The 23,718-nt window shown below is 76.0% G+C and carries 20 protein-coding genes; 11 read left to right on the top strand and 9 right to left on the bottom strand.

Annotated elements, in window-relative coordinates; all coding sequences use genetic code 11:
• Positions 1-120: 120 nt before the first annotated feature.
• The gene (locus tag ACFYZY_RS10770) at positions 121-1,203 is read left to right on the top strand and encodes an NADH:flavin oxidoreductase/NADH oxidase (RefSeq protein ID WP_388692034.1); all 1,083 of its coding nucleotides are present in this window, start codon (positions 121-123) and stop codon (positions 1,201-1,203) included.
• A gap of 109 nt (positions 1,204-1,312) precedes the next feature.
• Positions 1,313-2,395: a WD40/YVTN/BNR-like repeat-containing protein gene (locus tag ACFYZY_RS10775; RefSeq protein WP_388692037.1), complete on the top strand. Its 1,083-nt coding sequence runs from the start codon at positions 1,313-1,315 to the stop codon at positions 2,393-2,395.
• Positions 2,396-2,420: 25 nt separating this feature from the next.
• On the opposite strand, the gene ACFYZY_RS10780 is transcribed toward ACFYZY_RS10775, so the two are convergent.
• Positions 2,421-3,098: a uracil-DNA glycosylase gene (locus ACFYZY_RS10780; protein ID WP_388692040.1), complete on the bottom strand. Its 678-nt coding sequence runs from the start codon at positions 3,096-3,098 to the stop codon at positions 2,421-2,423.
• Between the two features lie 165 nt (positions 3,099-3,263).
• Between ACFYZY_RS10780 and ACFYZY_RS10785 the strand changes: the two genes are divergently transcribed.
• Both ACFYZY_RS10785 and ACFYZY_RS10790 read left to right on the top strand, forming a co-directional pair.
• Entirely contained in the window at positions 3,264-4,298 is a 1,035-nt protein-coding gene (locus ACFYZY_RS10785; RefSeq protein WP_388692462.1) for an N-acetylglucosamine kinase, read from the top strand.
• 142 nt (positions 4,299-4,440) lie between these two features.
• The gene (locus ACFYZY_RS10790) at positions 4,441-5,364 is read left to right on the top strand and encodes a sirohydrochlorin chelatase (RefSeq protein ID WP_388692042.1); all 924 of its coding nucleotides are present in this window, start codon (positions 4,441-4,443) and stop codon (positions 5,362-5,364) included.
• 79 nt (positions 5,365-5,443) lie between these two features.
• Here the strand turns inward: ACFYZY_RS10790 and ACFYZY_RS10795 are convergent, their stop codons facing one another.
• Together ACFYZY_RS10795 and ACFYZY_RS10800 are read right to left on the bottom strand one after the other, a co-directional pair.
• Positions 5,444-6,451, bottom strand: coding sequence for a lactonase family protein (locus ACFYZY_RS10795; RefSeq protein ID WP_388692463.1), 1,008 nt, complete (start codon positions 6,449-6,451; stop codon positions 5,444-5,446).
• A gap of 231 nt (positions 6,452-6,682) precedes the next feature.
• Positions 6,683-8,182 (bottom strand): FUSC family protein, encoded by a 1,500-nt coding sequence (locus ACFYZY_RS10800; protein ID WP_388692465.1) that lies wholly within the window; start codon positions 8,180-8,182, stop codon positions 6,683-6,685.
• Positions 8,183-8,632: 450 nt separating this feature from the next.
• On the opposite strand from ACFYZY_RS10800, the gene ACFYZY_RS10805 reads away from it, so the two are divergent.
• The 3 genes from ACFYZY_RS10805 to ACFYZY_RS10815 all read left to right on the top strand — a co-directional run bounded on the left by ACFYZY_RS10805 (position 8,633) and on the right by ACFYZY_RS10815 (position 10,045).
• Positions 8,633-9,034 carry a hypothetical protein gene (locus ACFYZY_RS10805; RefSeq protein WP_388692044.1) on the top strand — a complete coding sequence of 134 codons (402 nt, stop codon included), beginning with the start codon at positions 8,633-8,635 and terminating at the stop codon, positions 9,032-9,034.
• Positions 9,035-9,085: 51 nt separating this feature from the next.
• The gene (locus tag ACFYZY_RS10810) at positions 9,086-9,565 is read left to right on the top strand and encodes an Lrp/AsnC family transcriptional regulator (protein ID WP_388692047.1); all 480 of its coding nucleotides are present in this window, start codon (positions 9,086-9,088) and stop codon (positions 9,563-9,565) included.
• Between the two features lie 84 nt (positions 9,566-9,649).
• The gene (locus tag ACFYZY_RS10815) at positions 9,650-10,045 is read left to right on the top strand and encodes a molybdopterin-binding protein (RefSeq protein WP_388692050.1); all 396 of its coding nucleotides are present in this window, start codon (positions 9,650-9,652) and stop codon (positions 10,043-10,045) included.
• 185 nt (positions 10,046-10,230) lie between these two features.
• Here ACFYZY_RS10815 and ACFYZY_RS10820 read toward each other — a convergent pair whose 3' ends face one another.
• Positions 10,231-12,240, bottom strand: coding sequence for a SpoIIE family protein phosphatase (locus tag ACFYZY_RS10820; protein ID WP_388692052.1), 2,010 nt, complete (start codon positions 12,238-12,240; stop codon positions 10,231-10,233).
• Between the two features lie 364 nt (positions 12,241-12,604).
• Between ACFYZY_RS10820 and ACFYZY_RS10825 the strand changes: the two genes are divergently transcribed.
• Positions 12,605-14,311: a protein kinase gene (locus ACFYZY_RS10825; RefSeq protein WP_388692055.1), complete on the top strand. Its 1,707-nt coding sequence runs from the start codon at positions 12,605-12,607 to the stop codon at positions 14,309-14,311.
• A gap of 89 nt (positions 14,312-14,400) precedes the next feature.
• Here the strand turns inward: ACFYZY_RS10825 and ACFYZY_RS10830 are convergent, their stop codons facing one another.
• The 3 genes from ACFYZY_RS10830 to ACFYZY_RS10840 form a co-directional block, all read right to left on the bottom strand.
• Positions 14,401-14,958: an isochorismatase family protein gene (locus ACFYZY_RS10830; protein ID WP_388692056.1), complete on the bottom strand. Its 558-nt coding sequence runs from the start codon at positions 14,956-14,958 to the stop codon at positions 14,401-14,403.
• Between the two features lie 119 nt (positions 14,959-15,077).
• On the bottom strand, positions 15,078-15,488 hold the full coding sequence (locus ACFYZY_RS10835; protein WP_388692058.1) for a nuclear transport factor 2 family protein: 411 nt from the start codon (positions 15,486-15,488) through the stop codon (positions 15,078-15,080).
• Positions 15,489-15,676: 188 nt separating this feature from the next.
• The gene (locus tag ACFYZY_RS10840) at positions 15,677-17,089 is read right to left on the bottom strand and encodes an aminopeptidase P family protein (protein ID WP_388692060.1); all 1,413 of its coding nucleotides are present in this window, start codon (positions 17,087-17,089) and stop codon (positions 15,677-15,679) included.
• A gap of 166 nt (positions 17,090-17,255) precedes the next feature.
• Here ACFYZY_RS10840 and ACFYZY_RS10845 point away from each other — a divergent pair, with 166 nt between their 5' ends.
• Positions 17,256-18,239, top strand: a complete 984-nt coding sequence (locus ACFYZY_RS10845) for a LuxR family transcriptional regulator (protein WP_388692063.1) — start codon at positions 17,256-17,258, stop codon at positions 18,237-18,239.
• On the opposite strand, the gene ACFYZY_RS10850 is transcribed toward ACFYZY_RS10845, so the two are convergent.
• On the bottom strand, positions 18,133-20,265 hold the full coding sequence (locus ACFYZY_RS10850) for a prolyl oligopeptidase family protein (protein ID WP_388692066.1): 2,133 nt from the start codon (positions 20,263-20,265) through the stop codon (positions 18,133-18,135). The two genes, ACFYZY_RS10845 and ACFYZY_RS10850, sit on opposite strands and share 107 nt — an antisense overlap.
• A 185-nt stretch (positions 20,266-20,450) precedes the next feature.
• Here ACFYZY_RS10850 and ACFYZY_RS10855 point away from each other — a divergent pair, with 185 nt between their 5' ends.
• Both ACFYZY_RS10855 and ACFYZY_RS10860 read left to right on the top strand, forming a co-directional pair.
• Complete coding sequence (locus ACFYZY_RS10855; RefSeq protein ID WP_388692069.1) at positions 20,451-21,419, top strand: dimethylarginine dimethylaminohydrolase family protein; 969 nt, start codon at positions 20,451-20,453, stop codon at positions 21,417-21,419.
• A 78-nt stretch (positions 21,420-21,497) separates the two neighbouring features.
• A complete protein-coding gene (locus ACFYZY_RS10860; protein ID WP_388692072.1) occupies positions 21,498-22,625 on the top strand; it encodes an NAD(P)-binding domain-containing protein in 1,128 nt (375 codons plus the stop codon).
• A 139-nt stretch (positions 22,626-22,764) separates the two neighbouring features.
• Here the strand turns inward: ACFYZY_RS10860 and mltG are convergent, their stop codons facing one another.
• Positions 22,765-23,646: an endolytic transglycosylase MltG gene (gene mltG / locus ACFYZY_RS10865; RefSeq protein ID WP_388692074.1), complete on the bottom strand. Its 882-nt coding sequence runs from the start codon at positions 23,644-23,646 to the stop codon at positions 22,765-22,767.
• Positions 23,647-23,718: the final 72 nt, after the last annotated feature.

Consider the following 23,718-nt stretch of genomic DNA (forward strand, 5'->3'; position numbering starts at 1 on the left):
GGCGGCTCCACTTCATCCGGGACGGCCTCATTGTACGAGACCTCTCGTAGTTTGACATGCGTCGTACTACGATGCCTATCGTATGAGCGTCCTTCCCGGCATCCCGAAACGGAGTCCGTCATGAGCGTCGCCCTCTTCGAGCCCCTCACCCTGCGGTCCCTGACCATTCCCAACCGGGTCTGGATGGCTCCCATGTGCCAGTACTCCGCCGAGGCGACCGGCCCGGACGCGGGCGTCGCCCGCGACTGGCACTTCGCCCACTACGCCGCCCGCGCCACCGGCGGCGCCGGGCTGATCCTGGTCGAGGCGACCGCCGTCGCCCCCGAGGGCCGCATCAGCCCGGCGGACCTCGGCCTCTGGAACGACGCCCAGACCGAGGGGCTGCGCCGGATCGCCGGCTTCCTGGAGGAGCACGGCACCGTGCCCGGGATCCAGATCGGACACGCGGGGCGCAAGGCGTCGACCAACCGCCCCTGGGAGGGCCGCGGCCCCGTCACCCCGGGCGGGAACGGCTGGCAGCCCGTCGGCCCCAGCCCGGTCGCCTTCGCCGAGGACCACCCGGTCCCGGACGAGCTGACCCCGGAGCGCATCCGGGAGATCACCGGACAGTTCGCGGACGCGGCCCGTCGCGCCCTGGAGGCCGGGTTCCGGGTCGTCGAGGTGCACGGCGCCCACGGCTACCTCGTCGGAGAGTTCCTGTCCCCGCACAGCAACCACCGCACGGACGCGTACGGCGGCTCCTTCGAGAACCGGACCCGTTTCGCCCTGGAGGTCGTGGACGCGGTGCGGGCCGTGTGGCCCGAGGAGCTGCCCGTCTTCTTCCGGATCTCCGCCACCGACTGGCTGGAGGAGGGGGGCTGGACGGCGGACGAGACCGTACGGCTCGCCGCGCTGCTGCGCGAGCACGGCGTGGACCTGCTCGACGTCTCCAGCGGCGGGAACGGCGGACCGGCCCGCATCCCGGTGGGCCCCGGCTACCAGGTGCCCTTCGCCGCCCGCGTCAAGGCGGAGACCGGGCTGCCCGTGGCCGCCGTCGGCCTCATCACCGAGAGCGGGCAGGCCGAGAAGATCCTCGCCAACGGCGAGGCCGACGCGGTCCTCCTCGGCCGCGAGCTGCTGCGGGACGCCTCCTGGCCCCGCCGCGCCGCCCGCGAACTCGGCGCCGAACTCCCCGCGCCGGCCCCGTACGCCTGGGCGATCTGAACCGGGCCGCACATCCCGGGAGGACTCCGGGGCGCGTCCGGGGAGCACGGTCGGCGGGCGGGTGCAGACTGGCCGTATCCGTGACAAGGACGTCCTGGAGGTGGCAGCCATGCCCGACGTACTCCTGACCGTGGGCACCCGCAAGGGGCTCTTCATCGGCCGCAGGCACGGGGGGCGGTGGGAGTTCGGCGATCCGGTGTTCCCCGCCCAGGCGGTGTACTCGGTCGCCGTCGACACCCGGGGGGCGACCCCGCGCCTGCTCGCCGGCGGGGACAGCGCCCACTGGGGGCCGTCCGTCTTCCACTCCGACGACCTCGGCCGGAGCTGGACCGAGCCGGCCCGGCCGGCGGTGCGGTTCCCCGAGGACACCGGGGCCTCCCTGGAGCGCGTCTGGCAGCTGCACCCGGCACCGGAGCACTCCCCCGGCGTGGTGTACGCGGGGACGGAACCGGCCGCCCTCTTCCGGTCGGCGGACGGCGGCGAGTCCTTCGAGCTGGTACGGCCGCTGTGGGAGCACCCGACCCGTTCGCGGTGGGTGCCCGGCGGGGGCGGCGAGGCCGTGCACACCGTGGTCACCGACCCCCGCGACCCGGACGCGCTCACGGTCGCGGTCTCGACCGCCGGGGTGTTCCGGTCGCGGGACGGCGGGGCCGCGTGGGAACCCTCCAACGCGGGCGTGTCCGCGGTGTTCCTGCCGGACCCGTACCCCGAGTTCGGGCAGTGCGTCCACAAGATCGCCCAGGACGCGGGCGATCCCGACCGGCTCTACCTCCAGAACCACTGGGGCGTCTTCCGCAGCGACGACGCGGGGGCCGTCTGGTCCGACATCGGCGCGGGCCTCCCCTCCGACTTCGGGTTCGCGGTCGCGGCCCACCCCCACCGCCCGGACACCGCCTACCTCTTCCCCATCACGGCGGACTCCGACCGGGTCCCGGCGGGCCGGCGGTGCCGGGTCTACCGCACGACCGACGCCGGGAGCACCTGGGAGCCGCTGACCGCCGGGCTCCCCGGGGGCGACCACTACGGCACGGTGCTCCGGGACGCGCTGTGCACGGACGACGCGGACCCGGCGGGCGTCTACTTCGGCAACCGGAACGGCGAGGTGTACGCGAGCGCCGACGACGGGGACACCTGGCACCTCCTCGCCGAGCACCTGCCGGACGTGCTGTGCGTGCGGGCGGCGGTGGTCTGAGGCGCGCCGCGGCCCGCGCGCCGGGTCAGGGCAGGCGCCAGTCCACCGGCTGGGCGCCCAGGCCGAGCAGGAGCTCGTTGGCGCGGCTGAAGGGCCGGGAGCCGAAGAAGCCCCGGTCCGCCGACATCGGGGAGGGGTGCGCGGACTCGATCGCGGGCAGGTCGCCCAGGAGCGGGCGGGCGTTGCGGGCGTCGCGGCCCCACAGGATCGACACCAGGGGCTTGCCCCGGGCGGCCAGGGCGCGGATCGCCTGCTCGGTGACCTCCTCCCAGCCCTTGCCCCGGTGGGCGGCCGGCTTGCGCGGGGCGGTGGTGAGCGCCCTGTTGAGGAGCAGGACGCCCTGGCGGGTCCAGGGGGTCAGGTCGCCGTTCGACGGGCGGGGCAGGCCCAGGTCGGTGTGCAGCTCCCGGAAGATGTTCTCCAGGCTCCCGGGCAGCGAACGGACCTCGGGCGCGACCGCGAAGCTCAGCCCGATCGCCATCCCCGGCGTCGGGTAGGGGTCCTGACCCACGATCAGGACCCGCACGTCGTCGAAGGGCTGCTGGAAGGCCCTCAGCACGTTCTGCCCGGACGGCAGATAGGTCCGGCCCGCGGCGATCTCGGCGCGCAGGAAGTCGCCCATCGCCGCCACCCGTCCCGCGACGGGGCTCAGGGCCTCCGCCCAGCCGGGCTCCACCAGTTCGTTCAAAGGTCGCGCTGTCACGGTCCGTCACTCTACCGGCCTACAGTGACAACCGGCCCCGACCGCCCGGCGGGGCGCCTCCCCCGCAGGATCCGCCCACTCCCCCGAGGACGGTGCACCGTGGTTTCCGTGAACGCCCCTTCCCCCGAACCCGGCGATCCCGGCGATCCCGGCGGATCGGACGGCATGGACGGCCCGGACAGCCCGGACGCCCCGGACGGCCTGGTCGTCGGGGTCGACTCCGGCGGTTCGGGCCTCCGGATCGCCCTGGCGGATGCCGCGACCGGCACGGTCCTCGGCAGCCGCACGTCGCGCGAACCCGTACGGACCGGTCCCGGCGGGATCTCCGCCGCCCACTTCCTGGAGCAGGTCCTGCCGGCGGTCCGCGCCCTGAGGGAGCCGTTCGGCGCGCGGCCGGTGCTCGCCGCGGCCGTGGGTGCCGCCGGGATGGCGACCCTCGGGGACGAGCTGCGGGCCGGGCTGCCGGGCGCGCTCGCGGAGGCGTGGGGGGTGCGGCGGCTCGCGCTCGCGGCCGACGCGGTCACCGCGTACGCGGGAGCGCTCGGCCAGCGGCCGGGCGCGGTCGTCGCGGGCGGGACGGGGATGGTCGCGCTCGGCACGGACCTGGTGACCTGGCGGCGGGCCGACGGCTGGGGGCACCTCCTGGGCGACTGCGGCGGCGGCGCCTGGATCGGCCGGGCCGGCCTGGAGGCGGCGATGCGGGCGCACGACGGGCGGCGGGGAGGCTCGGCGGCGCTCCTGGACCGGGCGGAGAAGCGGTTCGGGCCGGTGGCGGGCCTGCCCGGCCTGCTCTACCCGCGCACGGACCGGCCCGCGGTGCTCGCCTCCTTCGCGCCGGAGGTGGGGCACTGCGCCCCGGAGGACCCGGTGGCGGCGGACATCCTCGTCCGGGCCGGCGCGCACGTCGCGGAGGCCGCGGAGGCGGTGTACCCGGCCGGGCCCGGGGCCGCGGTGGCCCTGACCGGGGGCCTGTTCGGAATGGGCGAGCCCCTGCTCGCGCCCCTGCGGGCCGCGCTGGAGGAGCTGCTTCCGCACGCCCGTACGACGGCTCCGGAGGGAGACCCGCTGGCGGGAGCGGTCGCCCTCGCCTCGGCGCTCGCCACCGGCACGCTGCGGCTGCCGGTGGACGCGACGCTGCTGCGGCTCTTCGGCGAGGCGGCGCCACCGGAGCGTCCGTCCGGGCGGAAGCCGGTGTCCTGAAACGAAAAGAACACAGGAAAAGGGCAGAGGCGGGCGGAAACGGAACGGAAGCGGAGTTTCGGGCCGGACATAGAGGGACAGAAGACGCGTGGTCGCACCTCAGCGAACGGCGCCGGGGGCGAAACCAGTAGCATGCGGCGCCATGAGCTCCCCCACTGGGCCTGCTTCCGGCCTGCCTGTACGAATGCCTCGACCCCGCCAGTCCGGGCGGCACCGTCGCCCCGAACCCGCGGCGGCGCCCGAGGGCGCTCCCGCGCTGGTTCTCGCCGTACCCGGCGTGCCTTCCGCCGCCATACGCTCGCTGGCCGAAGAGGTCGTGAGCATCGCCCGTTCCGAGCTGCCCGGCCTGGAGGCCGTGATCGGCTTCCTGGAGGGCGACGACGCCGAGTACCCCTCCCTGGCGAGCGTCCTGACGGCCGCCGCCGCGCTGCGCAACGACCGCTACGAGCTGGCCCTCGCCGCCGGCCGCGAGGTCCCCGCCCCGACGGGCCCGGCCGCGGTCGTCGTCCCGCTGCTCGCCAGCCCGGACAGCGCCCAGATGCGCCAGGTCCGCCAGGCCCTGATGGACGGCGGCAACAACGCCGAGCTGACCGACGTCCTCGGACCGCACCCGCTCCTCGCCGAGGCGCTGCACGTGCGCCTGTCGGAGGTGGGCCTGGCCCGCGCCGACCGCGCCCGGCTGTTCACGGTCACCACGGCCGCCGACGGCATCATCCTGGCGACGGTCGGCGGCGAGGAGGCCGTGCGGGCCGCCGGGATCACCGGCATGCTGCTCGCCGCGCGCCTCGCCGTGCCGGTGATCGCCGCCGCGCTCGACCAGGAGGGCTCGATCGCCTCCGTCGCCGAGCAGCTGCGCGCCGCCGGCTCGGAGCAGCTGGCCCTCGCCCCGTACCTGATCGGTCCCGAGCTGGCCGACGGCCTCCTCGACGAGGCCGCGAAGGAGGCGGGGTGCGCCGCCGCCGAGCCGCTGGGCGCCTACCCGGCGATCGGCAAGCTGGTGCTCTCGCAGTACACGGCCGCGCTGGGCATCTCGCCGCAGCAGCCGCAGGGCGTGCCCTCGCTCTGAGGGTCACGGTCGCCGTCCGTGGAAGGGCCCGCACCGGGCGGTGCGGGCCCTTCGGCGTGTCCGCCGGGGCCGGCGCGGCTCAGCCGAAGACGACGCAGGAGGCCGCCGGGACCTCGATCGCGCCCGCGCGGGCGGGTACGCCGGTCTCGGGGTCGAGGGTGAACCAGGTGACGTCGCCGGAGCGCTCGTTCGCCGCGTACAGGTGCCGCCCGGAGGGGGCGAGGGTCAGGTCGCGCGGCCAGGTGCCTCCGCAGGGCACGGTGGCGGTCAGGGCGGCCCCGGCGCCGTCCGGGTCGAGCGCGAGGACGGCGAGGGTGTCGTCGCCCCGGACGGCGGCCCAGAGGAAGCGCCCGTCGGGGGCGACGACCACCTCGGAGGGGTAGCTGGGGCCGGGGGTGCCCGCGGGGACGACGGGGGTCTCGCCGAGCGGTTCGAGGGTGCCCGTCGCGGCGTCCCACCGGCAGACGGTGAGGACGGGTTCCAGCTCGTGCAGGACGTACGCGTGGGTGCCGGACGGGTGGAAGGCGAGGTGGCGCGGGCCGGTGCCGGGACGCAGCGCGGCCTCGCCGTGGAGGGCGGGCACCCCGGTCGCGGGGTCGAGGGCGTAGACCCATACGGAGTCGGTGCCGAGGTCCACGCTGACGGCCCACCGGCCGCTGGGGTCGGGGAGCACCTGGTGGGCGTGCGGACCGCTCTGGCGGTCGGCGACGGGGCCGCTCCCCTCGTGGCGCAGGACCGCCGCGACGGGGCGGGCGGTGCCGTCCCCGGCCAGGGGCAGGACGCTGACGCTGCCGGAGGTGTAGTTGGCGGTGAGGACGTGCCCGGCGGCCAGGGAGAGGTGCGTGGGGCCCGCGCCGTCGACGGGTACGGGCGCGCCGAGCGGCCGGGGCACGGGTCCGGTGACGTCGAAGGCGGCCACGGCGCCGGCGTCGGTCTCGGACACGGTGTGGAGCACGGGACCGGCGAGGGCCAGGAAGGAGGGGTCGGCGACGGCGTCGCTGGAGCCGGTGACCGTGAGGGCGCCCGTCTCCCCGTCCACCTCGGCGGCGAGGACCCCGCGCCCACCCTCCGAGGTGAAGGAGCCGATGTACGCCCGTACGGCGCCGGCACCCCCTCCGCCGTTCTCGCCGTTCCCGCCGTTTCCGCCGCTCCCGGCGCCCCCGCCGTTCCGGCCGCCCGCGTCCCGAGCCGTCCCTGTGCCGCCCACGTCGTCTCTCCTTCCCGGCGCCGGCCGTGTTCGGCCGGCCGTTCCGCGCCGACGGTAGCAGGGGTCTAGACCAGAGGAGGGGAAGACGGGTGCGACCGGCCGGGCGCGTTCTCAGGCGGCCGGAACCAGGGGCGCTCGGGGGGAGGTGCGCAGGGGCGCCGCGAGTTCCACGAGGGCCTGCTCCAGGCCGTGCAGATGGCCGAGGGCCGCCTCGGCGCCGGGGTGGTGCGGGGCTCCGGCCGCTTCGGCGGCCGGGGACCGTACGGGCTCCGCCGGGGGGACGAGGGCGTGGACGGCGGCCTCGACGCGCCAGGCGGCGGCGGCGAGCCGGGCGTCGTGCGAGGCGGCCGGGTCGGCGGCGACGGCGGCGAGGCCCCTGATCTCGCGGGCGCAGTCGTCCAGGAGCGCGAGCACCCGGCGGGCGCGGGCCTTGCGGGCGCGCAGCGGGCTGAGCGGGTGCACGAGCGGCGCGAGGGAGAGCCGGACCCGGCCGAGCAGGAGTTCCAGTTCGGCGGCGTGCGGCGCCGGGTCGGCGTCCGGGTCGCCGGCGAGCCGGCGGGCGGCGGCCGTGGTGCAGGTGTGCACGCAGGTCACGGCCCGTTCGATCCAGGCGTTGGTGGCCGCGTGCGTGGTCACGGGCAGCAGCAGCACGCCGATCGCGGCACCGGCCGCGCCGACGGCGGTCTCCTGGAGGCGCAGGAGCAGCAGTCCGGGGTGCAGGACGCCGAGGAGGCCGTACAGCAGTCCGGCCATGACGGTCACGAAGAACATCATCCAGCTGTACGAGAGGGGGGCGGTGTAGAAGATCCCGAAGACGCACACGGCGACGAGGAGGGCGGTCGGGGCGGGCGCGCCGCCCACGGGGACGGCGATCAGGAGCCCGGCGGCGATGCCGGTGACGGTGCCGAGGACCCGGCGGAAGCCCCGGACGAGGGTCTCGCCGCGCGAGGCGGTGTTGACGAAGATCCACCAGGCGGTGCCGACGGCCCAGTACCAGCGCTCGTGGGAGATCAGCTGGCCCGCCGCGAGGGCGACGGCGCAGGCGGCGGTGGCCTGGAACGCCTGGCGGGTGGTGGGGCGGGCCAGACCGGTGCCGGGCGGCGGGGCGGGCGCGGCGGGCGGCGGGACGCGCCGTTCGACGCACCAGACGCCGAAGCGGACGGTCCCCGCCGCGAGCAGGGCGAGGGCGACGGCCGCGTACAGCTCGGGCAGTTGCGCGGGGAGCGCGTGCAGGAACTGGGTCACGAAGAACTGCATGAAGGCGAAGATGCCGAGGGCGTGCCCGCGCGGCCCCCAGCGGCGGGCGTACACGCCGGCGAAGACGACGAGGAGCCAGACGGCGTCGCGGAGCGGGGGGACGCCGTGGAGGGCGGTCGCCAGGGCGAGGACGGGAAAGCCGGCGGCCGGGAGCAGGGCGGTGGTGACGGCCTGGCGGCGCACGGTCGGATCGCCCACGGTGAAGAGGGCGAGCAGCGCGGCCAGACCGGCGGTGACGGAGGCGGTGAGCGAGAGCCCGGCGAGTTCGGCCAGCGCGACGGCGAGGCCGATGCCGAGGACCGCCCGCAGGGAGACGCGCAGTCGGACGAGCCCCGGATCCGGGGCCACGAACATCTTCTTCACGGCTTCGGCCGCCCCCTTGTCTTGCCTCTCGCCGGCCGCGCGGCGCCCGGGGGTGGTGGGGCCGTGCGGACACGACGAAGGCGCCGCGGTCCGGACCGGCCTCGTCGCCGCCCCGGCGCTGCGCGGCGCCGAAAGTACGTGGATGTGACACAGGAAAGCATCCGTACTCCATTGGCTCAACTCATCGCCGATCGACTGGGCCATTGGCCCACCTCCCGGCGGCGGAGTCGCTCCGGCCGTGGGCCAACGGACCACCACGGGCGGGACCGGCGGGCCGCGTTCCCCGCCGGGACGGCGGGGAACCCGGTCCGGCCTCCCCGAAACGGCCGCGGGTCTCGACGGCCCGCCCCCGCGCGTGCCACCCTCACTCCGTACTTACCGGCCGGTAACAGTGCTCACCGGCCGGCACCGGTCCCGTACCGCCACCCACGGAGGAGCGCCATGCCACGGTCCGCACGTTCCGCCCTCGCCCTCGCCGGCCTGATGGCCGCCGCGGGCACAGCCCACTTCCTCGCCCCGAAGCCGTTCGACGCGCTCGTACCGCGCGTCCTGCCGGGGCGCCCGAGGACGTGGACCCGGCTCAGCGGGGCCGCCGAACTGGCGCTCGCGGCCGGCCTCGCGGTGCCGGGGACGCGCCGGGCGGCCGCCCGCGCGACCGCCGTCTTCCTGACCGCCGTCCTCCCCGCCAACGTGCAGATGGCACACGACTGGCGCCACCGCTCCCCGGTCGCCAGGGCCGCCGCCCGCGCCCGCGTCCCCCTCCAGCTCCCCCTGATCCTCTGGGCCGGGCACGCGGCCCGCGGCGCGGAGGGCCCGCGGGACCGGTCCCCGGCGCGCGGATAGAGTCGGCACCGGGAACGCGCACGGCACGGAAGCGGAGAAGGCGGGCGGGTCATGGCGGTGGACGGGCTCGACACCCGGATCCTGCGGCTGCTGATCGAGCGGCCGAGGACGAGCGTGCGCGAGTACGCGCGCCTCCTGGGGGTCGCGCGGGGCACCGTGCAGGCCCGGATCGACCGGATGGAGCGGGACCGGGTGATCACGGCGACCGGACCGGTCCTCTCCCCCGCCGCCCTGGGCCATCCGGTGCTCGCCTTCGTGCACGTCGAGGTGACGCAGGGCCATTTGGACGAGGTCGGGGACGCGCTCGCGGCCGTCCCGGAGATCGTGGAGGCGTTCTCCATCACCGGCGGCGGCGATCTGCTGACCCGGGTGGTGGCGCGGGACGCCGGTCACCTGGAGGACGTCATCCAGCGCCTGATCCGGCTGCCCGGAGTGGTCCGCACCCGGACCGAGATCGCCCTGCGCGAGCGGGTGCCCCACCGGCTGCTGCCGCTGGTCGAGGCGGTCGGGCGGGGAGAGGAAGCCACGTGACCCCTTCCGTCCGGCCCCGCGAACGCGGCCGAAAAAGCGCATAAGCTTTGCATGTGCGAGACCATGGCCCTTAATCTTGCGCACATGCAGTCCTACACCATCGGGCAGGCGGCGCGCCTCCTGGGCGTGAGCCCCGACACCGCACGCCGCTGGGCCGATGCGGGCCGGATCACCACCCACCGCGACGAGAACGGCCGGCGGCTCATCGACGGGCGCGATCTGGCCGCCTTCTCCGTCGAGGCCGGGCAGGGCGCCACCGGTGACGAGGACCAGCCGTACGCCTCGGCGCGCAACGCGTTCCCGGGGATCGTGACGGCGGTCAAGCTCGGTGACGTCGCGGCCCAGGTCGAGATCCAGGCGGGACCCCACCGCCTCGTCTCGCTCCTCACCCGGGAGGCCGTGGAGGAACTGGGGATCGAGGTCGGCATGCGGGCCACCGCCCGCGTGAAGTCGACCAGCGTCCACATCGACGTGGCCTGACGCGGCGGGCGCGCCCCGCGACCGCCGGGCGCCCGTCGCGGTACGGGGACGCGGACCCGGGCGGTCGGGCGTACGCGGGACGTCGAACCCGTCGCCCTCGGACCGTCCATGACCACCCGGCTCCGGCCGCCACGGCCGCGGAGCCGTCCCGGCCACCGGGCGGGAGCCGGGGCCGTACGGGGGTGTCAGCGGGTGCTGCGGGCGACGAGCATCGCCACGTCGTCCTGGGCGGAGTCCGCGAGGAGCCCGGCGAGGACCTCGTCGCACAGCCGGTCCAGGGGCCGGTCGAGAGGGACGAGCGCCCGCGCGAGCCGGCCCAGCCCCTCGTCGAGGTCCCGGTCGCGGGCTTCGACGAGGCCGTCGGTGTAGAGGACGAGGAGTCCGCCGCCGGGCAGGACGACCTCCTCCGTGCCGAAGTCGTGGGCCCCCGTGCCCAGCGGGGTCCCCGGCGGGCCGTCGAGGAAGGTGACGGTCCCGTCCGGGGCGGCGACGGCCGGCGGCGGGTGTCCCGCGCGGGCGATCACCCAGCGGCCGGTGGCGGGGTCGTGGACCGCGTAGACGCAGGTCGCCATCTCGTCCTCGCCCAGGTCGGCCACGACGGCGTCGAGGGAGCTGAGCATCCGGGCCGGCGGGATGTCGTGGCGGGCCAGGGTCCTCACGGCGGTGCGCAACTGGCCCATGACGGCCGCCGCGTGGATGCCGTGGCCCATGACGTCGCCGATGACGAGACCGGTCCGGCCGCCCGGCAGGGCGATGGCGTCGAACCAGTCCCCGCCGACGTCGTGGGCGCTGGCGGGCAGGTAGCGGCCGGTGAGTTCGAGACCGGTGACGACGGGGAGCGCGCTGTTGGTGAGGGAGCGCTGGAGGGTGAGGGCGGCCTCCCGCTGGGTGGTGTAGAGACGGGCGTTGTCGATGTTGAGGGCGGCGCGGGCGACGACCTCGTCGACGAGGACCCGGTCCTGGGCGTCGAAGGGCTCGCGGGTCCGCAGCCGGGTCACCATGACGGCGCCGAGGACCTTCCCCCGCGCCACCAGGGGGACGAGCCGCACCGAGCCGACGCGGCCGGTGAAGTAGGCGCGGAGCGTCTCCGCGTGCGGGTCGCCGAGGAGGACCGGGAGATCGGACGCGCGCAGGTCCACGGGCCGGCCCTGGACGACGACCCGCTCGTACACGGAGTCGAAGGGGACCTGGAAGGTCCGGCCCGGGAGGAGCAGGGACGGCGGGGCGGCCGGGTCGGGGAGCCGGGCCGCGAGCCTCCGCAGTACGCCCCGGGTGGAGGCTGCCGGGTCGTCCGGCGCGAAGACCGTCTCCAGCATCTGCACGTCGGCCGAGTCGGCGAGCTGCGGCACGAGGAAGCGGACGGTCTCCTCGGCGGTCCGTCCCAGGTCCAGGGTGGTGCCGATCCGGGCGCCGGCCTCCGCGAGCAGGGCGAAGCGCCGGCGGGCCCGTTCGACCTCGGCGTGCGCCTCGTGGCTCTCGGTGATGTCGACCAGGGAGGCGATGATCCCCAGGGGCCGCTGTTCGGCGCGGTCGACGAGCGGGGCGTACGAGCAGGACCAGACGTGGTCGCGGTCCGGGTCGGCGGGGGTGCGGCCGATCCGGTGCGCGTCGACGACGGCGGTGCCGTCGCGGAGGACCCGGCGCATGAGGGATTCGAGCGATTCGGCGTTGACGCCGGGCGCGACCTCGGTGAGGCGGCGGCCCACGTGTCCGGCCGCCGGGACGCCGTTCATCCGGGCCAGGGCGTCGTTGACGCGCAGGAAGCGCAGGTCGGGCCCGAGCAGGGCGAGGCCGATGGGCGACTGGGTGAAGAGGCTCTCCATCGCCGCCAGGCTCTCCCGCATGCGCAGGACCTCGGAGGTCTCCACGGCGATGAGCATCGCCCCCGGCCGCCCCTCGGGATCGGTGGCCGGCACGATCCACATCTCCATGACGACCGTGTGGCCGTCGCGGTGGCGGACGGGCAGCGTGCCGACCATGGTCTCGCCCGCCTGGACGCGGCGGGTGAGCCGGTCGGCGAGTCCGCGGTTGGCGTCGGGGACGAGGAGCGGCCCGGCGAACCGCCCCAGCACGTGCTCGGGCCGGTGGCCGAGGAGGTCCTGGGCGGCGAGGGACCACTCGACGACGCGGCCCTCGGCGTCCTCGCGCCACAGGGCGATCGGCAGCAGCTCGCGGAGCACCCCGGCGTCGCCCATGGCCGCCCTGGGCGGTGGGGGAACCCTGTTCGACGACCGGTGTGTCTCCAACGCATCGCCCTACGCCTCGACCCCGCCCCGGGGGGCGCGATACCTACCGAATCACCCTATCCGAGACATCGGTGGCGGGCGCTGCGCGATACGGCCGATCGATGGCCCCGGCCGGTCGGGAACGGGGCGTGACAGTACGGCCGGGAGCGGCGAAGATCTGGACGCGGACGGACGCGGGGCCGCTCCGGGGGGACCTCCGGGCCCCGGCCCGTCCGGGGGCGGCCGCGAACGGGCGCGCACGGCGGCGGGCGACCGTCCGGGCGGGCGGTACCGGCTCGGGGACCGGGAGAGATCCGACTACAGGGGTGTGCGCGTGAGCAGAGTGATCGACGGCCGTTTCGAACTGCTGGAGCGGCTGGGCGGCGGCGGCATGGGGACGGTGTGGCGCGCCCGCGACCTGTCCCTCCACCGCGACGTGGCGCTCAAGGAGGTGCGCCCGCCGGACCCCGCGATGGCCGAGTACGACCCCGAGGGCGCCCGGACCCTGCGCGCCAGGGTGCTGCGGGAGGCCCGCGCCCTGGCCCGGATCGACCACCCCAACGTGGTGACGATCCACCACATCGTGGACGCGGGCGAGGGGACCTACCCGTGGCTCGTGATGGAGCTGGTCACCGGCGGCACCCTCCAGGGGCGGCTCGACCGGGGCACGATGACCCCCGCCGAGGCCGCCGGGCTCGGCCTCGGGCTGCTCTCGGCCCTGCGCGCCGCTCACGAACGGGGCATCGAACACCGTGACGTGAAGCCCGCCAACGTCCTGCTGCGGCCCGACGGGCGGCCGGTCCTCACCGACTTCGGCATCGCGGCGATCCGGGAGTCCACGGCCCTGACGGCCTCGGGCTCGATCATCGGCTCGCCCGACTACATGGCGCCCGAGCGCGTCCGGGGCGGCGCGAGCGGCCCGGCGGCCGACCTGTGGTCGCTGGCCATGCTGCTGTACGTGGCGGTGGAGGGCCACCACCCGCTGCGCCGGGAGAACACCCTCGCGACCCTCGCGGCGGTCCTCTCCGACGACGTGCCCCCTCCGGTCCGGGCGGGCGCGCTGACCGGCGTGCTGACGCGCCTCCTCGTGCGGGACCCGGCCGCGCGCCCGGACGCGGAGGAGCTGGACCGCGTACTGGCCGCCGTCGCGGCGGGGACCCCCGGGGCCGGCGACGCCGTACGGGACCGGGTGCCGGACGCCGGGGACGGGCGGGCCGGGGGCAGGGACGCGGGGACGATGCCGCTCAGGTCGGTGCCGGCGGTACCGGCGGGAGCGCCGGGACCGACAGAGACGCCGACAGGTCCGCCCGGGGCCCCGGCGGGCCCTCCGCCCCCCTCTCCCCCGGCCGCCCCGGCGGCGGGCGCCCCCGGGCGGCGCGGGCGCCGGGTCCTCGGGGCGGCGGCCGTGGTGGCGGTCCTCGCGGTGGGCGTGCCCGTCGCCGTGAACCGGGACTGGGGGACGGCCGGGCCGAACGATGGGCCGACCGCCGCCGCTCCCTCGCGGCAGGGTCCCGCGGCCCGGCGTCCCACGGCGTCGGGGGCACCCGCCGGGGAGACGGGCTCCGGGAAGGAGACGGGCTCCGGGAAGACCGACCTGCTGACGCCCGCCGGGGCGCGGACCGCCGTCGCGGCCGTCAAGGCGGCCTCGGGGGGCGCCAAGGTCACCAACTTCGTCGTGTACCCGGAGTACGCCGTGGCCCAGGTGATGGTCAAGGGCAGCACGAAGCGGTACGACCGCTACATGTACCGGGGCGGGGACGTGGCCGTCCGGGAGGGTCCCGGGGGCACCGTCTTCCCCGGCTCGGTCCCGGCCGACCTGGACTCCTTCTCGTGGGACGCCCTGCCGGCGCTCATGAAGCGCGCCGACGCGGAGCTGGGGATCGCCAGTCCGACCAGCCGCTATCTGGTCGTCACCCCGGCCTCGACGCTCACGGGCGGCGACGCCGGTCTGAGCGTCTACCTGTCCGACGCGTACGGCTCCGCCCACCTGACGGCCGACGCCCGGGGCCGGGTGATCACCGTCAACCCCCGCGAGGACTGATCCGCGCGGACCGCCGGGCCGCCCGGCCGCCCGGCACGGGTCCGGCGCGGCCGGGTGAACGGGCACAAAGGCCGGCGCCGGGGCCGGACTCAGCCCCTGCCGGGGGCCGTGAAGGCGACCTCGGCGGCCGGTACGGTGACCTCCGCGTCGCTCCCGAGGGCGTACGCGGCCACCCGCGAGACCGTCGCGGCCGGGATCACCCCGCTGACGCCCGGCACGGCCGGGACGTCCTGGGTGGCGTGGGCGTCGTGCGGCACGACGACCCGGTGACCGCGCTCCAGGGCCGTGCGGGCCGTCGCCTGGACGCACATCTCCGACATCACGCCGCAGACGGCGACCGCCCGCACCCCCGCTTCGGCGAGCACACCGCCCAGCGGTGTGTCCCGGAAGCCGTCGTCGTGGGACTTGCGGACCACCAGCTCCGCGGGGCCCGGCTCCACGGGGTGGTGCAACTCCCAGCCGGGGGTGTGGGGTTCGTCCTCCGCTCCGGGCGGCCCGTCGTTCTGGAGGTGGACGACGAGCGCCCCGCTCCTGCGGGCCCGGGCGATCAGGTCCGCCGTACGGTCGACGAGGCGTGCCGCCGCGGGTACGGCCCCGTCCCCGGTGACGAACGCCGACTGCACGTCCACGACGATCAGTGCTTCCACGGGGCGCGCGCTGGGTCATCCCGCCATCCTCGCCCGGCGGACCCGCGTCCACCACGGGTTTTCGGCCGCCCCGCCGGGCGCGGGCCCCGGGGCGGCGACGGCCCCGGAGCCGGGCGTGCTCACCGTCCGCCCTCCGCGGGGGCCGCGGCGGCCTCCTCCCGGATGCGGTCGAACTGGGCGCCCATGGCGGCGGAGAGCGCCTGGGCGGCGGAGAGGGGGCGGACCATGACGGTGAACTCGTCGATCCTCCCCTCCTCGTCGAAGTGGAGGAAGTCGCAGCCCTGGATCTCCTTGTCCCCGACCTTCGCGGTGAAGACGAAGGCGTGGTCGCGGCCGTCCGCGCTCCCGATCTCGCGGACGTAGCGGAAGTCGGAGAAGACGCGGAGGGCCGCGCGCAGGATCGCGGCGGTGACGGCCCTGCCGGAGTAGGGCCGGAAGACGACCGGGCTGGTGAAGACGACGTCCTCGGCGAGCAGGGCCTCGACGGCCGCGGAGTCGCGGTTCTCCACGGCGGTGCGGAACGGGTGCACGGGGCGGCTCCATGGGCAACTAGTTGAATAGGTGCGCCCTTACCCAACCGCATGACGCGGGGCCCGTCCAGTGGCCGGCCGCCGCGCGTCGTACCGCGCCGCCCTCCCTCCGGGGGCACGGTGGCCGCCCGCGCGGGCGGCGGTGCGGGCGCGCGGGCGGCGGTGCGGCGGTGCGGGCGGCGGTGCGGTCAGCCCCCCACCCTCGCCATCCACGCCTCGACCTCGTCCGGGGAACGCGGCAGCCCCGCCGACAGGTTCTCGTGGCCGTCGTCGGTGACGAGCAGGTCGTCCTCGATCCGCACGCCGATGCCGCGCCACTCCTCGGGCACGGTCAGGTCGTCGGGCTGGAAGTACAGGCCCGGCTCGACGGTCAGGACCATGCCCGGGACGAGGACGCCGTCGACGTACTCCCCGGTGCGCGCGGCCGCGCAGTCGTGGACGTCCAGGCCGAGCATGTGGCCGGTCCCGGCCATGGTGAAGCGGCGCTGGAGACCGAGGGCGTACGCGCGGTCCGCCGGGCCCTCGACGAACCCCCACTCCACCAGGCGGGCCGCCAGGTGGCGCTGCGCCGCCTCGTGGAAGGCGCGGTACGGGGCGCCCGGCCGCACCGCCGCCATCCCGGCCTCCTGGGCCTCGTACACGGCTTCGTACACCCGGCGCTGGACGGGGGTGAAGGTCCCGCTCACCGGAAGGGTGCGGGTCACGTCGGCGGTGTAGAGGGAACGGGTCTCCACGCCCGCGTCGAGGAGGAGCAGGTCCCCGGGCCGCACCGGCCCGTCGTTCTCCGTCCAGTGCATGATCGTAGCGTGTTCGCCCGCGGCGCAGATCGAGCCGTAGCCGACGGAGTTGCCCTCCAGGCGGGCCCGGCGGAAGAAGGTGCCCTCGATCCAGCGCTCGGACGAGGCGACCGCCCGCGAGAGCTCCCCGACGCAGTCGGTGAAGCCGCGCACGGTGGAGTCGACCGCCTTGCGCATCTCCCCGATCTCCCAGGCGTCCTTCACGAGCCGGAGTTCGCTCAGCGCCTCCTCCAGTTCCCCGTCGCGCTCCTCGTCGGTGGTGACGGCGGCTTCGAGGGCCGGGTCGATCCCCCGGACGATCCGGGTCGGCGCACCGGAGCCGGCGGCCAGGTCCCCGGCGGCGGTGCGGACGTCGCGGCAGGGCAGGCCGAGGACGGCCTCGGCCTCCGCGAGGGACCGGCGCCGCCCCGTCCACAGCTCGGCCGTGTAGCCGGTCCAGAACTCGTCGTCCTTCCGGCTGTCGCGGGGCAGCTGGTAGCAGTGGGCGTCGTGGCCGCCGTCCGCGCGGGGTTCGAGGACGAGGGCGCTGTCGCGGGCCCGGTCGCCGGTCATGTGCACGTAGCCCGAGTACGGGCGGAACGGGTAAGTGGCGTCGTTGGAGCGGGTCTTGAGGTTCCCCGAGGGGATCACCAGGCGCTCGCCGGGGAAGCGGGCGGAGAGCGCGGCACGGCGGCGGGCCGCGTACGGGGCCTGCTCGTCGGGTTCGAGCCCGTGCTGCTCCGTGTCCGCCCACCCCGTCCTCATCAGGGCGGAAAGCTCCTCGGAGACGCCATCGTAGAGACCGTTCTTGCGGCCCTTCGCCATGTCCCGCACCCTCTTCCGTTTCCTCTGGGACGTCGTCCCCCGGCCGCCGGTCGTCGGTCGTCGGCGGTTCCCGGACGGTACTGCGTCCGGTGCCCGCCGGTGGCCGGGGAGTGCCACTGGCACGGATCGGCCGTCCGGGCCGGCGCGTGGGCCGATAATGCGGTCCATGGCGAACGCGAAGCTCGGTGAGGCCCTGCGGCTCCTGGGGATCGGTGAACGGGCCCGGCGGATCTATCCGTACCTCCTGGAGCTCGGCCCCGCGCCGCTGTCCGCGATCGGCGCGGCGGTCGGCCTGGAGGGCGCCGAGCTGGCGGCGGCCTACGGCGAGCTGGCCGACGCGGGGCTCGCGAGCCCCGGCGGGGACGACGGGGAGCCGGTGGCGCCCGTGCCGCCGGCGGCGGGGCTGGAGATCCTGGGGCGGCACCGGACGGCCGAACTGGACGAGTCCCGGATCACGGTCGGCGGAGCGTTCGAGTCCTTCCGGCGGCAGCGGCTGACCGCGTACCACGACGGTCTGGTCGAGGTGGTGACCGGCGAGGCGGTCGGCCCCCGCATGCGGCACGCCTGGGCCGGGGCGCGCGAGCAGATCCGGCAGCTGGACTCGCCGCCGTACTTCCCGCTGCCGGGCGCCACCGACGACGCCCTGGCGACCCTGGCGCGCGGGGTGACGCAGCGCGTCGTCTACTCGCGGGCGTCCCTGGAGTACCCGGGGCAGCTGGAGGAGTCGATCGAGCCGTGCGTGGAGGCGGGCGAGCAGGCGCGGGTGCTGCCCTCGGTGCCGGTGAAGCTGGTGATCATCGACGATTCGTACGCGCTGGTCTCGCTCTCCATCAAGGAGGCCGACGTCCACAACAGCATGCTCGTCGTGCAGCCCTGCGGCCTGCTCTCGGCGCTCGTGGCGCTCTTCGAGCAGGCGTGGCGGAGCGCGCTGCCCCTGCACGGCCGTTCGGTGCGGCCGGCCGGGCTGGCGCCCGCCGACCGCAGGCTGTTGCGGCTGCTCGCGGCCGGGGCGAGCGACGACGTCATCGCCCGGGAGATCGGGGTCAGCCGCCGTACGCTCTTCCGCCGGATCCAGGTCCTGATGGCCCGGCTCGGTGCCGGGAGCCGCTTCCAGATGGCGCTCCAGGCGCAGCGCGCGGGGTGGCTGTGACCCCGGTGACCTCCGCTCGGGCGAGGTGCCGCCACAGGAAGGTGTGGACGAGGGCGCTGTTGTGGGCGGCCTGTTCGTTGTCCCCGGCGCCCGCGTGGCCCCCGCCGGTGTTCTCGTGGAACAGGACGGGGTGACCCAGTTCCCGGAGCCGCGCGGCCGTCTTGCGGGCGTGGCCGGGGTGGACGCGGTCGTCGCGGGTCGAGGTCGTCAGGAGGACGGGCGGGTAGGTCCGGTCCGCCTCGATCCGGTGGTACGGGGAGAGGTCGCGCAGGTGCGGCAGGTCGGCCCCGTCGTCCGGGTCGCCGTACTCGGCGATCCAGGACGCGCCCGCGAGGAGCTTGTGGAAGCGGGTCATGTCGAGGAGCGGCACCTGCGCGACGATCGCGCCGAACAGCTCCGGGGACCGGGTGAGCGTCGCGCCCATGAGCAGGCCGCCGTTGCTGCCGCCCGTCGCGCCCAGCATGGCGGGGGTGGTGACGCCCCGGGCGACGAGGTCCCGGGCGACGGCCGCGAAGTCCTCGAAGGCGCGCGGTCGCGCGTCCCGCAGCGCGGCCCGGTGCCAGTCCGGGCCGTACTCGCCGCCGCCCCGGATGTTGGCGACGACGTACGTCCCGCCGCGCTCCAGCCAGGCCCGGCCCCGTACCGCGCCGTAGGAGGGGGTGAGGGAGATCTCGAAGCCGCCGTAGCCGTGGAGCAGGGTGGGGCCGGGCCCGGTGACGGCGTGGTCGGGGCCGACGACGAAGTACGGCACGCGGGTGCCGTCCGGGGAGGTCGCGAAGTGCTGCCCGACCGTCAGGCCGGTCGTGTCGAAGCGGTCCGGGGCCTGCTTGAGGACCTCCGTGTCGCCGCCGACGTCCCCCCGGTGGAGGGTGGAGGGCTGGAGGAAGCCGGACACGTCGAGGAAGTACTCGTCGGAGACGTCCGGGTCCGTGCCGACGACGTCGGCCTCGGAGAACGGCGGGACGCCGGCGAGGGGCGCGCGCTCCCAGGGGCCTTCGGCGGTCGGGGTGAGGACCTCGACGCGGGTGCTGACGTCGCGCATCGTCCGCAGGATCAGGTGGTGGCGGGTCCAGGAGCATCCGGCGAGGGCGGTCCGCGCGTCGGGGACGAACAGGACCTCGTGGGCGCGGTCGCCCGCCAGGAAGGCGTCGAAACCGAACGCGAGGAGGGAGCCGGCGGGACGGCCGAGCCACTCGGACCTGAGTTCGACGACCAGGTGCCGGCGGTGCGCGTGGACGGAGGCGTCGTCGGGCACGTCGATCCGTACGGGCGTCCCGCCGGGCTCCAGGAGGTACGTCTCGCTCCGGAAGAAGTCCGGCGAGCGGCCGACGAACTCCCGCTCGAAGCCGGGCGTGGTCTCGCGGTACCCCCAGACCGCCACGTCCCCGCTCTCGCCCTCGAAGACCTGCTCGGACTCCTCCAGCGGGGTGCCGCGCCGCCACCGGCGGACCGTGCGGGGGTAGCCGGAGTCGGTCAGCGAACCGGGTCCGGTGTCCGTGCCGACGAAGACGGTGTCGGCGTCGATCCAGCCGATGCTCGTCTTGGCCTCCGGCACGTGGAAGCCGTCCCGGACGAACCGGCGGCCGGCGAGGTCGAACTCGCGGACCACCACGGCGTCGCCGCCGTCCCGCGAGAGGCGCACCAGGGCCCGGTCGCGGTCGGGCCGGCGCACGACCGCCCCGTCCCACACCCACTTCTCGCCCTCCTCGGCGGCGAGCGCGTCGAGGTCGAGGAGGACCTCCCACGCGGGCGCGTCCTTGCGGTACTCCTCCGGGGTGGTGCGCCGCCACACCCCGCGGACGTGCCCGGCGTCCCGCCAGAAGTTGTAGAGGTGCGGGCCCCGGCGGGTCACGTACGGGATGCGGTCCGGGGCGTCGAGGACCTCCCGCAGGCGCTCCTTCAGCGGGGCGAAGCCCGGATCGGCGGCCAGGGCCTCCGCCGTCTCGGCGTTCCGCTCGGCCACCCACGCGAGGGCGGCGTCGCCGGAGACCTCTTCCAGCCACAGGTACGGGTCGTCGTCGCTCATCCCCGTATTGTGCGGGACCGGCGCGCGGGGGCGGAGGGGGCCGGGGCGGGCGGGACCGGCGCCCCCGGCCGGCGGGGCGGCGGACCGGCTCGCCGGGCGGACCGCCGGGGCGCGCGTTACCGTCACGGGAGACCCGCGGGCCGGCCGGGCCCGACGCCGGGTCGGCCGACGCCGGGAGGAGCGCCGTGGACGAGGTGTACGTGGAGAGCGAGTTCGCTCCGCTGCGGACGGTGGTGCTGGCCCGGAGCGAGGTGTCGATCCCCTCGTCGGCGGTGTCGTCGGACGGTCTCCGTTTCCTGCCCCCGGAGGCACGGGACAGCATCTCCGCCGGGGGCGACATGAGGGACTTCGCCCCGGAGCGGCAGGCCCGCTGGGAGAAGGAGCGGGAGGCGTTCCGCGCGGTTCTCGAACGGTACGGGGCCCGGGTCCTGCGGCCCCGTCCGCTGACCCCGGCGGAGAAGGCGGCCGACGGCGACGGTTACGCCAACTTCTTCGTCCGCGACCCGTTCTTCACCGTCGGCGACCAGGTCGTCGAGGGGTCCATGCGCCTCCTGCACCGGCGCCGCGAGGTGCTGCCGCTGCGGGAGGTGATGCGCGACCACGTGTATCCGGCCGACTGCGCGTACGTCGCGGTGCCCGTGCCGGAGGTCGCCGCCCCCGGCGACCCCACCCTCGGCCCGGGACCGTTCCTGGAGGGCGGGGACGTCCTGGTCCTCGGCAGGAAGGTCTTCGTCGGGGTCTCGGGACTCGCCTCGAACGCGCTGGGCGTCCGGTGGCTGGCCAAGTTCCTGGCGCCCCACGGCTACACGGTCGAGACGGTGCGCCTGCACGAACGCGTCCTGCACCTGGACTGCGCCCTCGGGTTGGTGCGGGAAGGGCTTCTGGTGGCCTGCGAGGAGGCGCTGCCGGACGGGGTCCCCGACGCGCTCGCGGGGTGGGAGAGGATCACCGTCGACCTCGACCGTGCCTCCTCCCTGGCCGTCAACGGCCTTCCCCTGGGACCGGACGCGTACGTCACCGATCCCGAGTTCTCGTTCCTCGGGCGGGAGATCGAGAAGCACGGCGTCCACGTCGAGTACGTGGACTTCTCCGTCACCCGTTCCCTGGGCGGGTCCTTCCGTTGCAGCACCCAGCCCCTCCTGAGGACGTACTGAGCCCCGGCCCCTCCGGCCCGGGTCCCCCGGCGGGGCGGGCGCGGGAAGATCCACGCCTTCGCCACAGTTGGTAGAAGCGTGAACGTTTTCGAGGCCGAAAAGACGGGCGGGACGGCGGCGCCGGCGGACGTCCGCGCGGTGGACGTCGTCGTGGTCGGCGCCGGGCAGGCGGGGCTCTCCGCCGCCTTCCACCTGCGGCGTGCCGGCCTGGAGCCGGACCGGGACTTCGTCGTCCTCGACCACGCGCCGCGCCCGGGCGGCGCGTGGCAGTTCCGGTGGCCGTCCCTGACGTACGGGAAGGTCCACGGGATGTACGCGCTGCCGGGGATGGAGCTGACCGGCGCGGACCCCGGGCGCCCCTCCTCGGAGGTGATCGGCGCCTACTTCGACGCGTACGAGCGGAACTTCGGCCTGCGGGTCCACCGGCCCGTGGACGTCACCGCCGTCCGGGAGGGCGAAGGCGGCAGGCTCCGGGTCGAGAGCTCGGAAGGCGTGTACGGGGCCCGCGCCCTGATCAACGCCACCGGCACCTGGGACCGGCCCTTCTGGCCGCGCTACCCGGGCCAGGAGACCTTCCGGGGCCGTCAGCTGCACACCGCCGGTTACCCGGGCCCCCGGGAGTTCGCCGGGCGGCGGGTGCTCGTGGTGGGCGGCGGGGCCTCCGGGACCCAGCACCTGATGGAGATCGCGGAGGTCGCGGCGGAGACGTTCTGGGTGACCCGGCGCGAACCCGTCTTCCGGGAGGGCCCGTTCGGGGAGGCGGAGGGGCGGGCGGCCGTCGCGCTCGTGGAGGAGCGGGTGCGGCGCGGGCTGCCCCCGCGGAGCGTCGTCTCGGTCACCGGCCTGCCCCTGAACGACGCGGTCCGGGCGGCGCGCGAGCGCGGGGTCCTGGACCGGCTCCCGATGTTCGACCGGATCACCCCGACCGGGGTGGCCTGGGACGACGGCCGGACGGCCGACGTGGACGTGATCCTGTGGGCGACCGGTTTCCGGCCCGCGATCGACCACCTGGCGCCGCTGCGGCTGCGGGAACCGGGCGGCGGCGTCCGGCTGGAGGGGACGCGCGCGGTCCGGGACGAACGCGTCCACCTCGTGGGGTACGGCCCCTCGGCCTCGACGATCGGCGCCAACCGGGCCGGGCGGGCGGCCGTCTCCGGTGTCCGCCGCCTCCTGGAGCGCGAACCGGCCGCCGCCCCGGCGGGCTGACGGGCCGCGCCGGTTCCTTCCGGGGCCCCGGCGGGGCGGTCCGATCCTGGGCGGTCCGATCCGGTTCGGTTCGATCCGGTTCGGTTCGGTTCGGTTCGGTTGGGCGGAGCGAACCGGCCCGCGGGGGCGGCCCGTCGCCTCAGCCCTTCTCCGCGCTCCGGTTGGCGTTGAACTCGGCCACGTTCGCCCGGTGGGACGCGTAGTCGGCGGTGAAGCGGGTGTCGCCCGGCGCCACGGTGACGAAGTAGAGCCAGTCCCCGTCCGCCGGGCGGATCACCGCGTCCAGGGCCTGGTCCCCCGGGTTGCCGATGGGGGCCGGCGGCAGGCCCTTGTGCGCGTAGGTGTTGTACGGGTCGGCCGACCGGGTCTCCCGGTACGTGGTGTCCACGGTGCTGCGGCCCAGCGCGTAGTTCAGGGTCGAGTCCATCTGGAGGGCCATGCCCCGGGCGAGGCGGTTGTGGACGACCCGGGCGACCTTGGCCATGTCGTCCGGGTTGTCGGCCTCGGCCTGGACGATGCTGGCCGCGATCACCGTCTCGTACACGCTCAGTCCGTGGGCCCGCGCGCCCTCGGCGACCTTCGCGGTGCCGAACCGTCCGCCCGCCGTGGCCACCATGGAGCGCAGCAGGTCCCGGGGGTCGGTGGTGGACAGGACCGGGTAGGTCGCCGGGAAGAGGTACCCCTCGGGGTTGCCCCGGGCCTCGGCGGGCAGGGGGAGCGCGGCTCCGGCCGCGGTCGCGGTCTTCCGGGCGGTTCCCCGGGGGAGGCCGAGCGCCCGGTCGACGGCCGTGTAGACCTGGGCCGACCGCCAGCCCTCCGGGACGAGCAGGGGACGGGGCCGTTCGGCGGCCGGTCCGCCGCGTGCGAGCAGCAGCGCCACGGCGACCGCGACGGCCGCGGCGAGGACGGCTCCGAGGAGGAGGGCCACGCGGCCGCGCCGGGTGAGACGGGGACGGCGGGGCGGCCGGGGAAGGGAAAGACGGCGCGGGGGCGCGTACGGGGACGGCGACCGGTACGTCATGGGCGCACGCTAACCCGGCCCGTACGAAAATCGGGGGAACCCGGGCACGCGGCGGTCACCGGCCCCCGGGAC

The organism is Streptomyces sp. NPDC001744, from assembly GCF_042892575.1.
Taxonomy (GTDB): Bacteria; Actinomycetota; Actinomycetes; order Streptomycetales; family Streptomycetaceae; genus Streptomyces.

Coding starts and splice junctions, on each gene's coding strand:
- ACFYZY_RS10770 (WP_388692034.1), top strand. CDS start 121: ATGAGCGTCGCCCTCTTCGAGCCCCTCACCCTGCGGTCCCTGACCATT.
- ACFYZY_RS10775 (WP_388692037.1), top strand. CDS start 1,313: ATGCCCGACGTACTCCTGACCGTGGGCACCCGCAAGGGGCTCTTCATC.
- ACFYZY_RS10785 (WP_388692462.1), top strand. CDS start 3,264: ATGGACGGCCCGGACAGCCCGGACGCCCCGGACGGCCTGGTCGTCGGG.
- ACFYZY_RS10790 (WP_388692042.1), top strand. CDS start 4,441: ATGAGCTCCCCCACTGGGCCTGCTTCCGGCCTGCCTGTACGAATGCCT.
- ACFYZY_RS10800 (WP_388692465.1), bottom strand. CDS start 8,182: ATGTTCGTGGCCCCGGATCCGGGGCTCGTCCGACTGCGCGTCTCCCTG.
- ACFYZY_RS10805 (WP_388692044.1), top strand. CDS start 8,633: ATGCCACGGTCCGCACGTTCCGCCCTCGCCCTCGCCGGCCTGATGGCC.
- ACFYZY_RS10810 (WP_388692047.1), top strand. CDS start 9,086: ATGGCGGTGGACGGGCTCGACACCCGGATCCTGCGGCTGCTGATCGAG.
- ACFYZY_RS10815 (WP_388692050.1), top strand. CDS start 9,650: ATGCAGTCCTACACCATCGGGCAGGCGGCGCGCCTCCTGGGCGTGAGC.
- ACFYZY_RS10820 (WP_388692052.1), bottom strand. CDS start 12,240: ATGGGCGACGCCGGGGTGCTCCGCGAGCTGCTGCCGATCGCCCTGTGG.
- ACFYZY_RS10840 (WP_388692060.1), bottom strand. CDS start 17,089: ATGGCGAAGGGCCGCAAGAACGGTCTCTACGATGGCGTCTCCGAGGAG.
- ACFYZY_RS10845 (WP_388692063.1), top strand. CDS start 17,256: ATGGCGAACGCGAAGCTCGGTGAGGCCCTGCGGCTCCTGGGGATCGGT.
- ACFYZY_RS10850 (WP_388692066.1), bottom strand. CDS start 20,265: ATGAGCGACGACGACCCGTACCTGTGGCTGGAAGAGGTCTCCGGCGAC.
- mltG (WP_388692074.1), bottom strand. CDS start 23,646: ATGACGTACCGGTCGCCGTCCCCGTACGCGCCCCCGCGCCGTCTTTCC.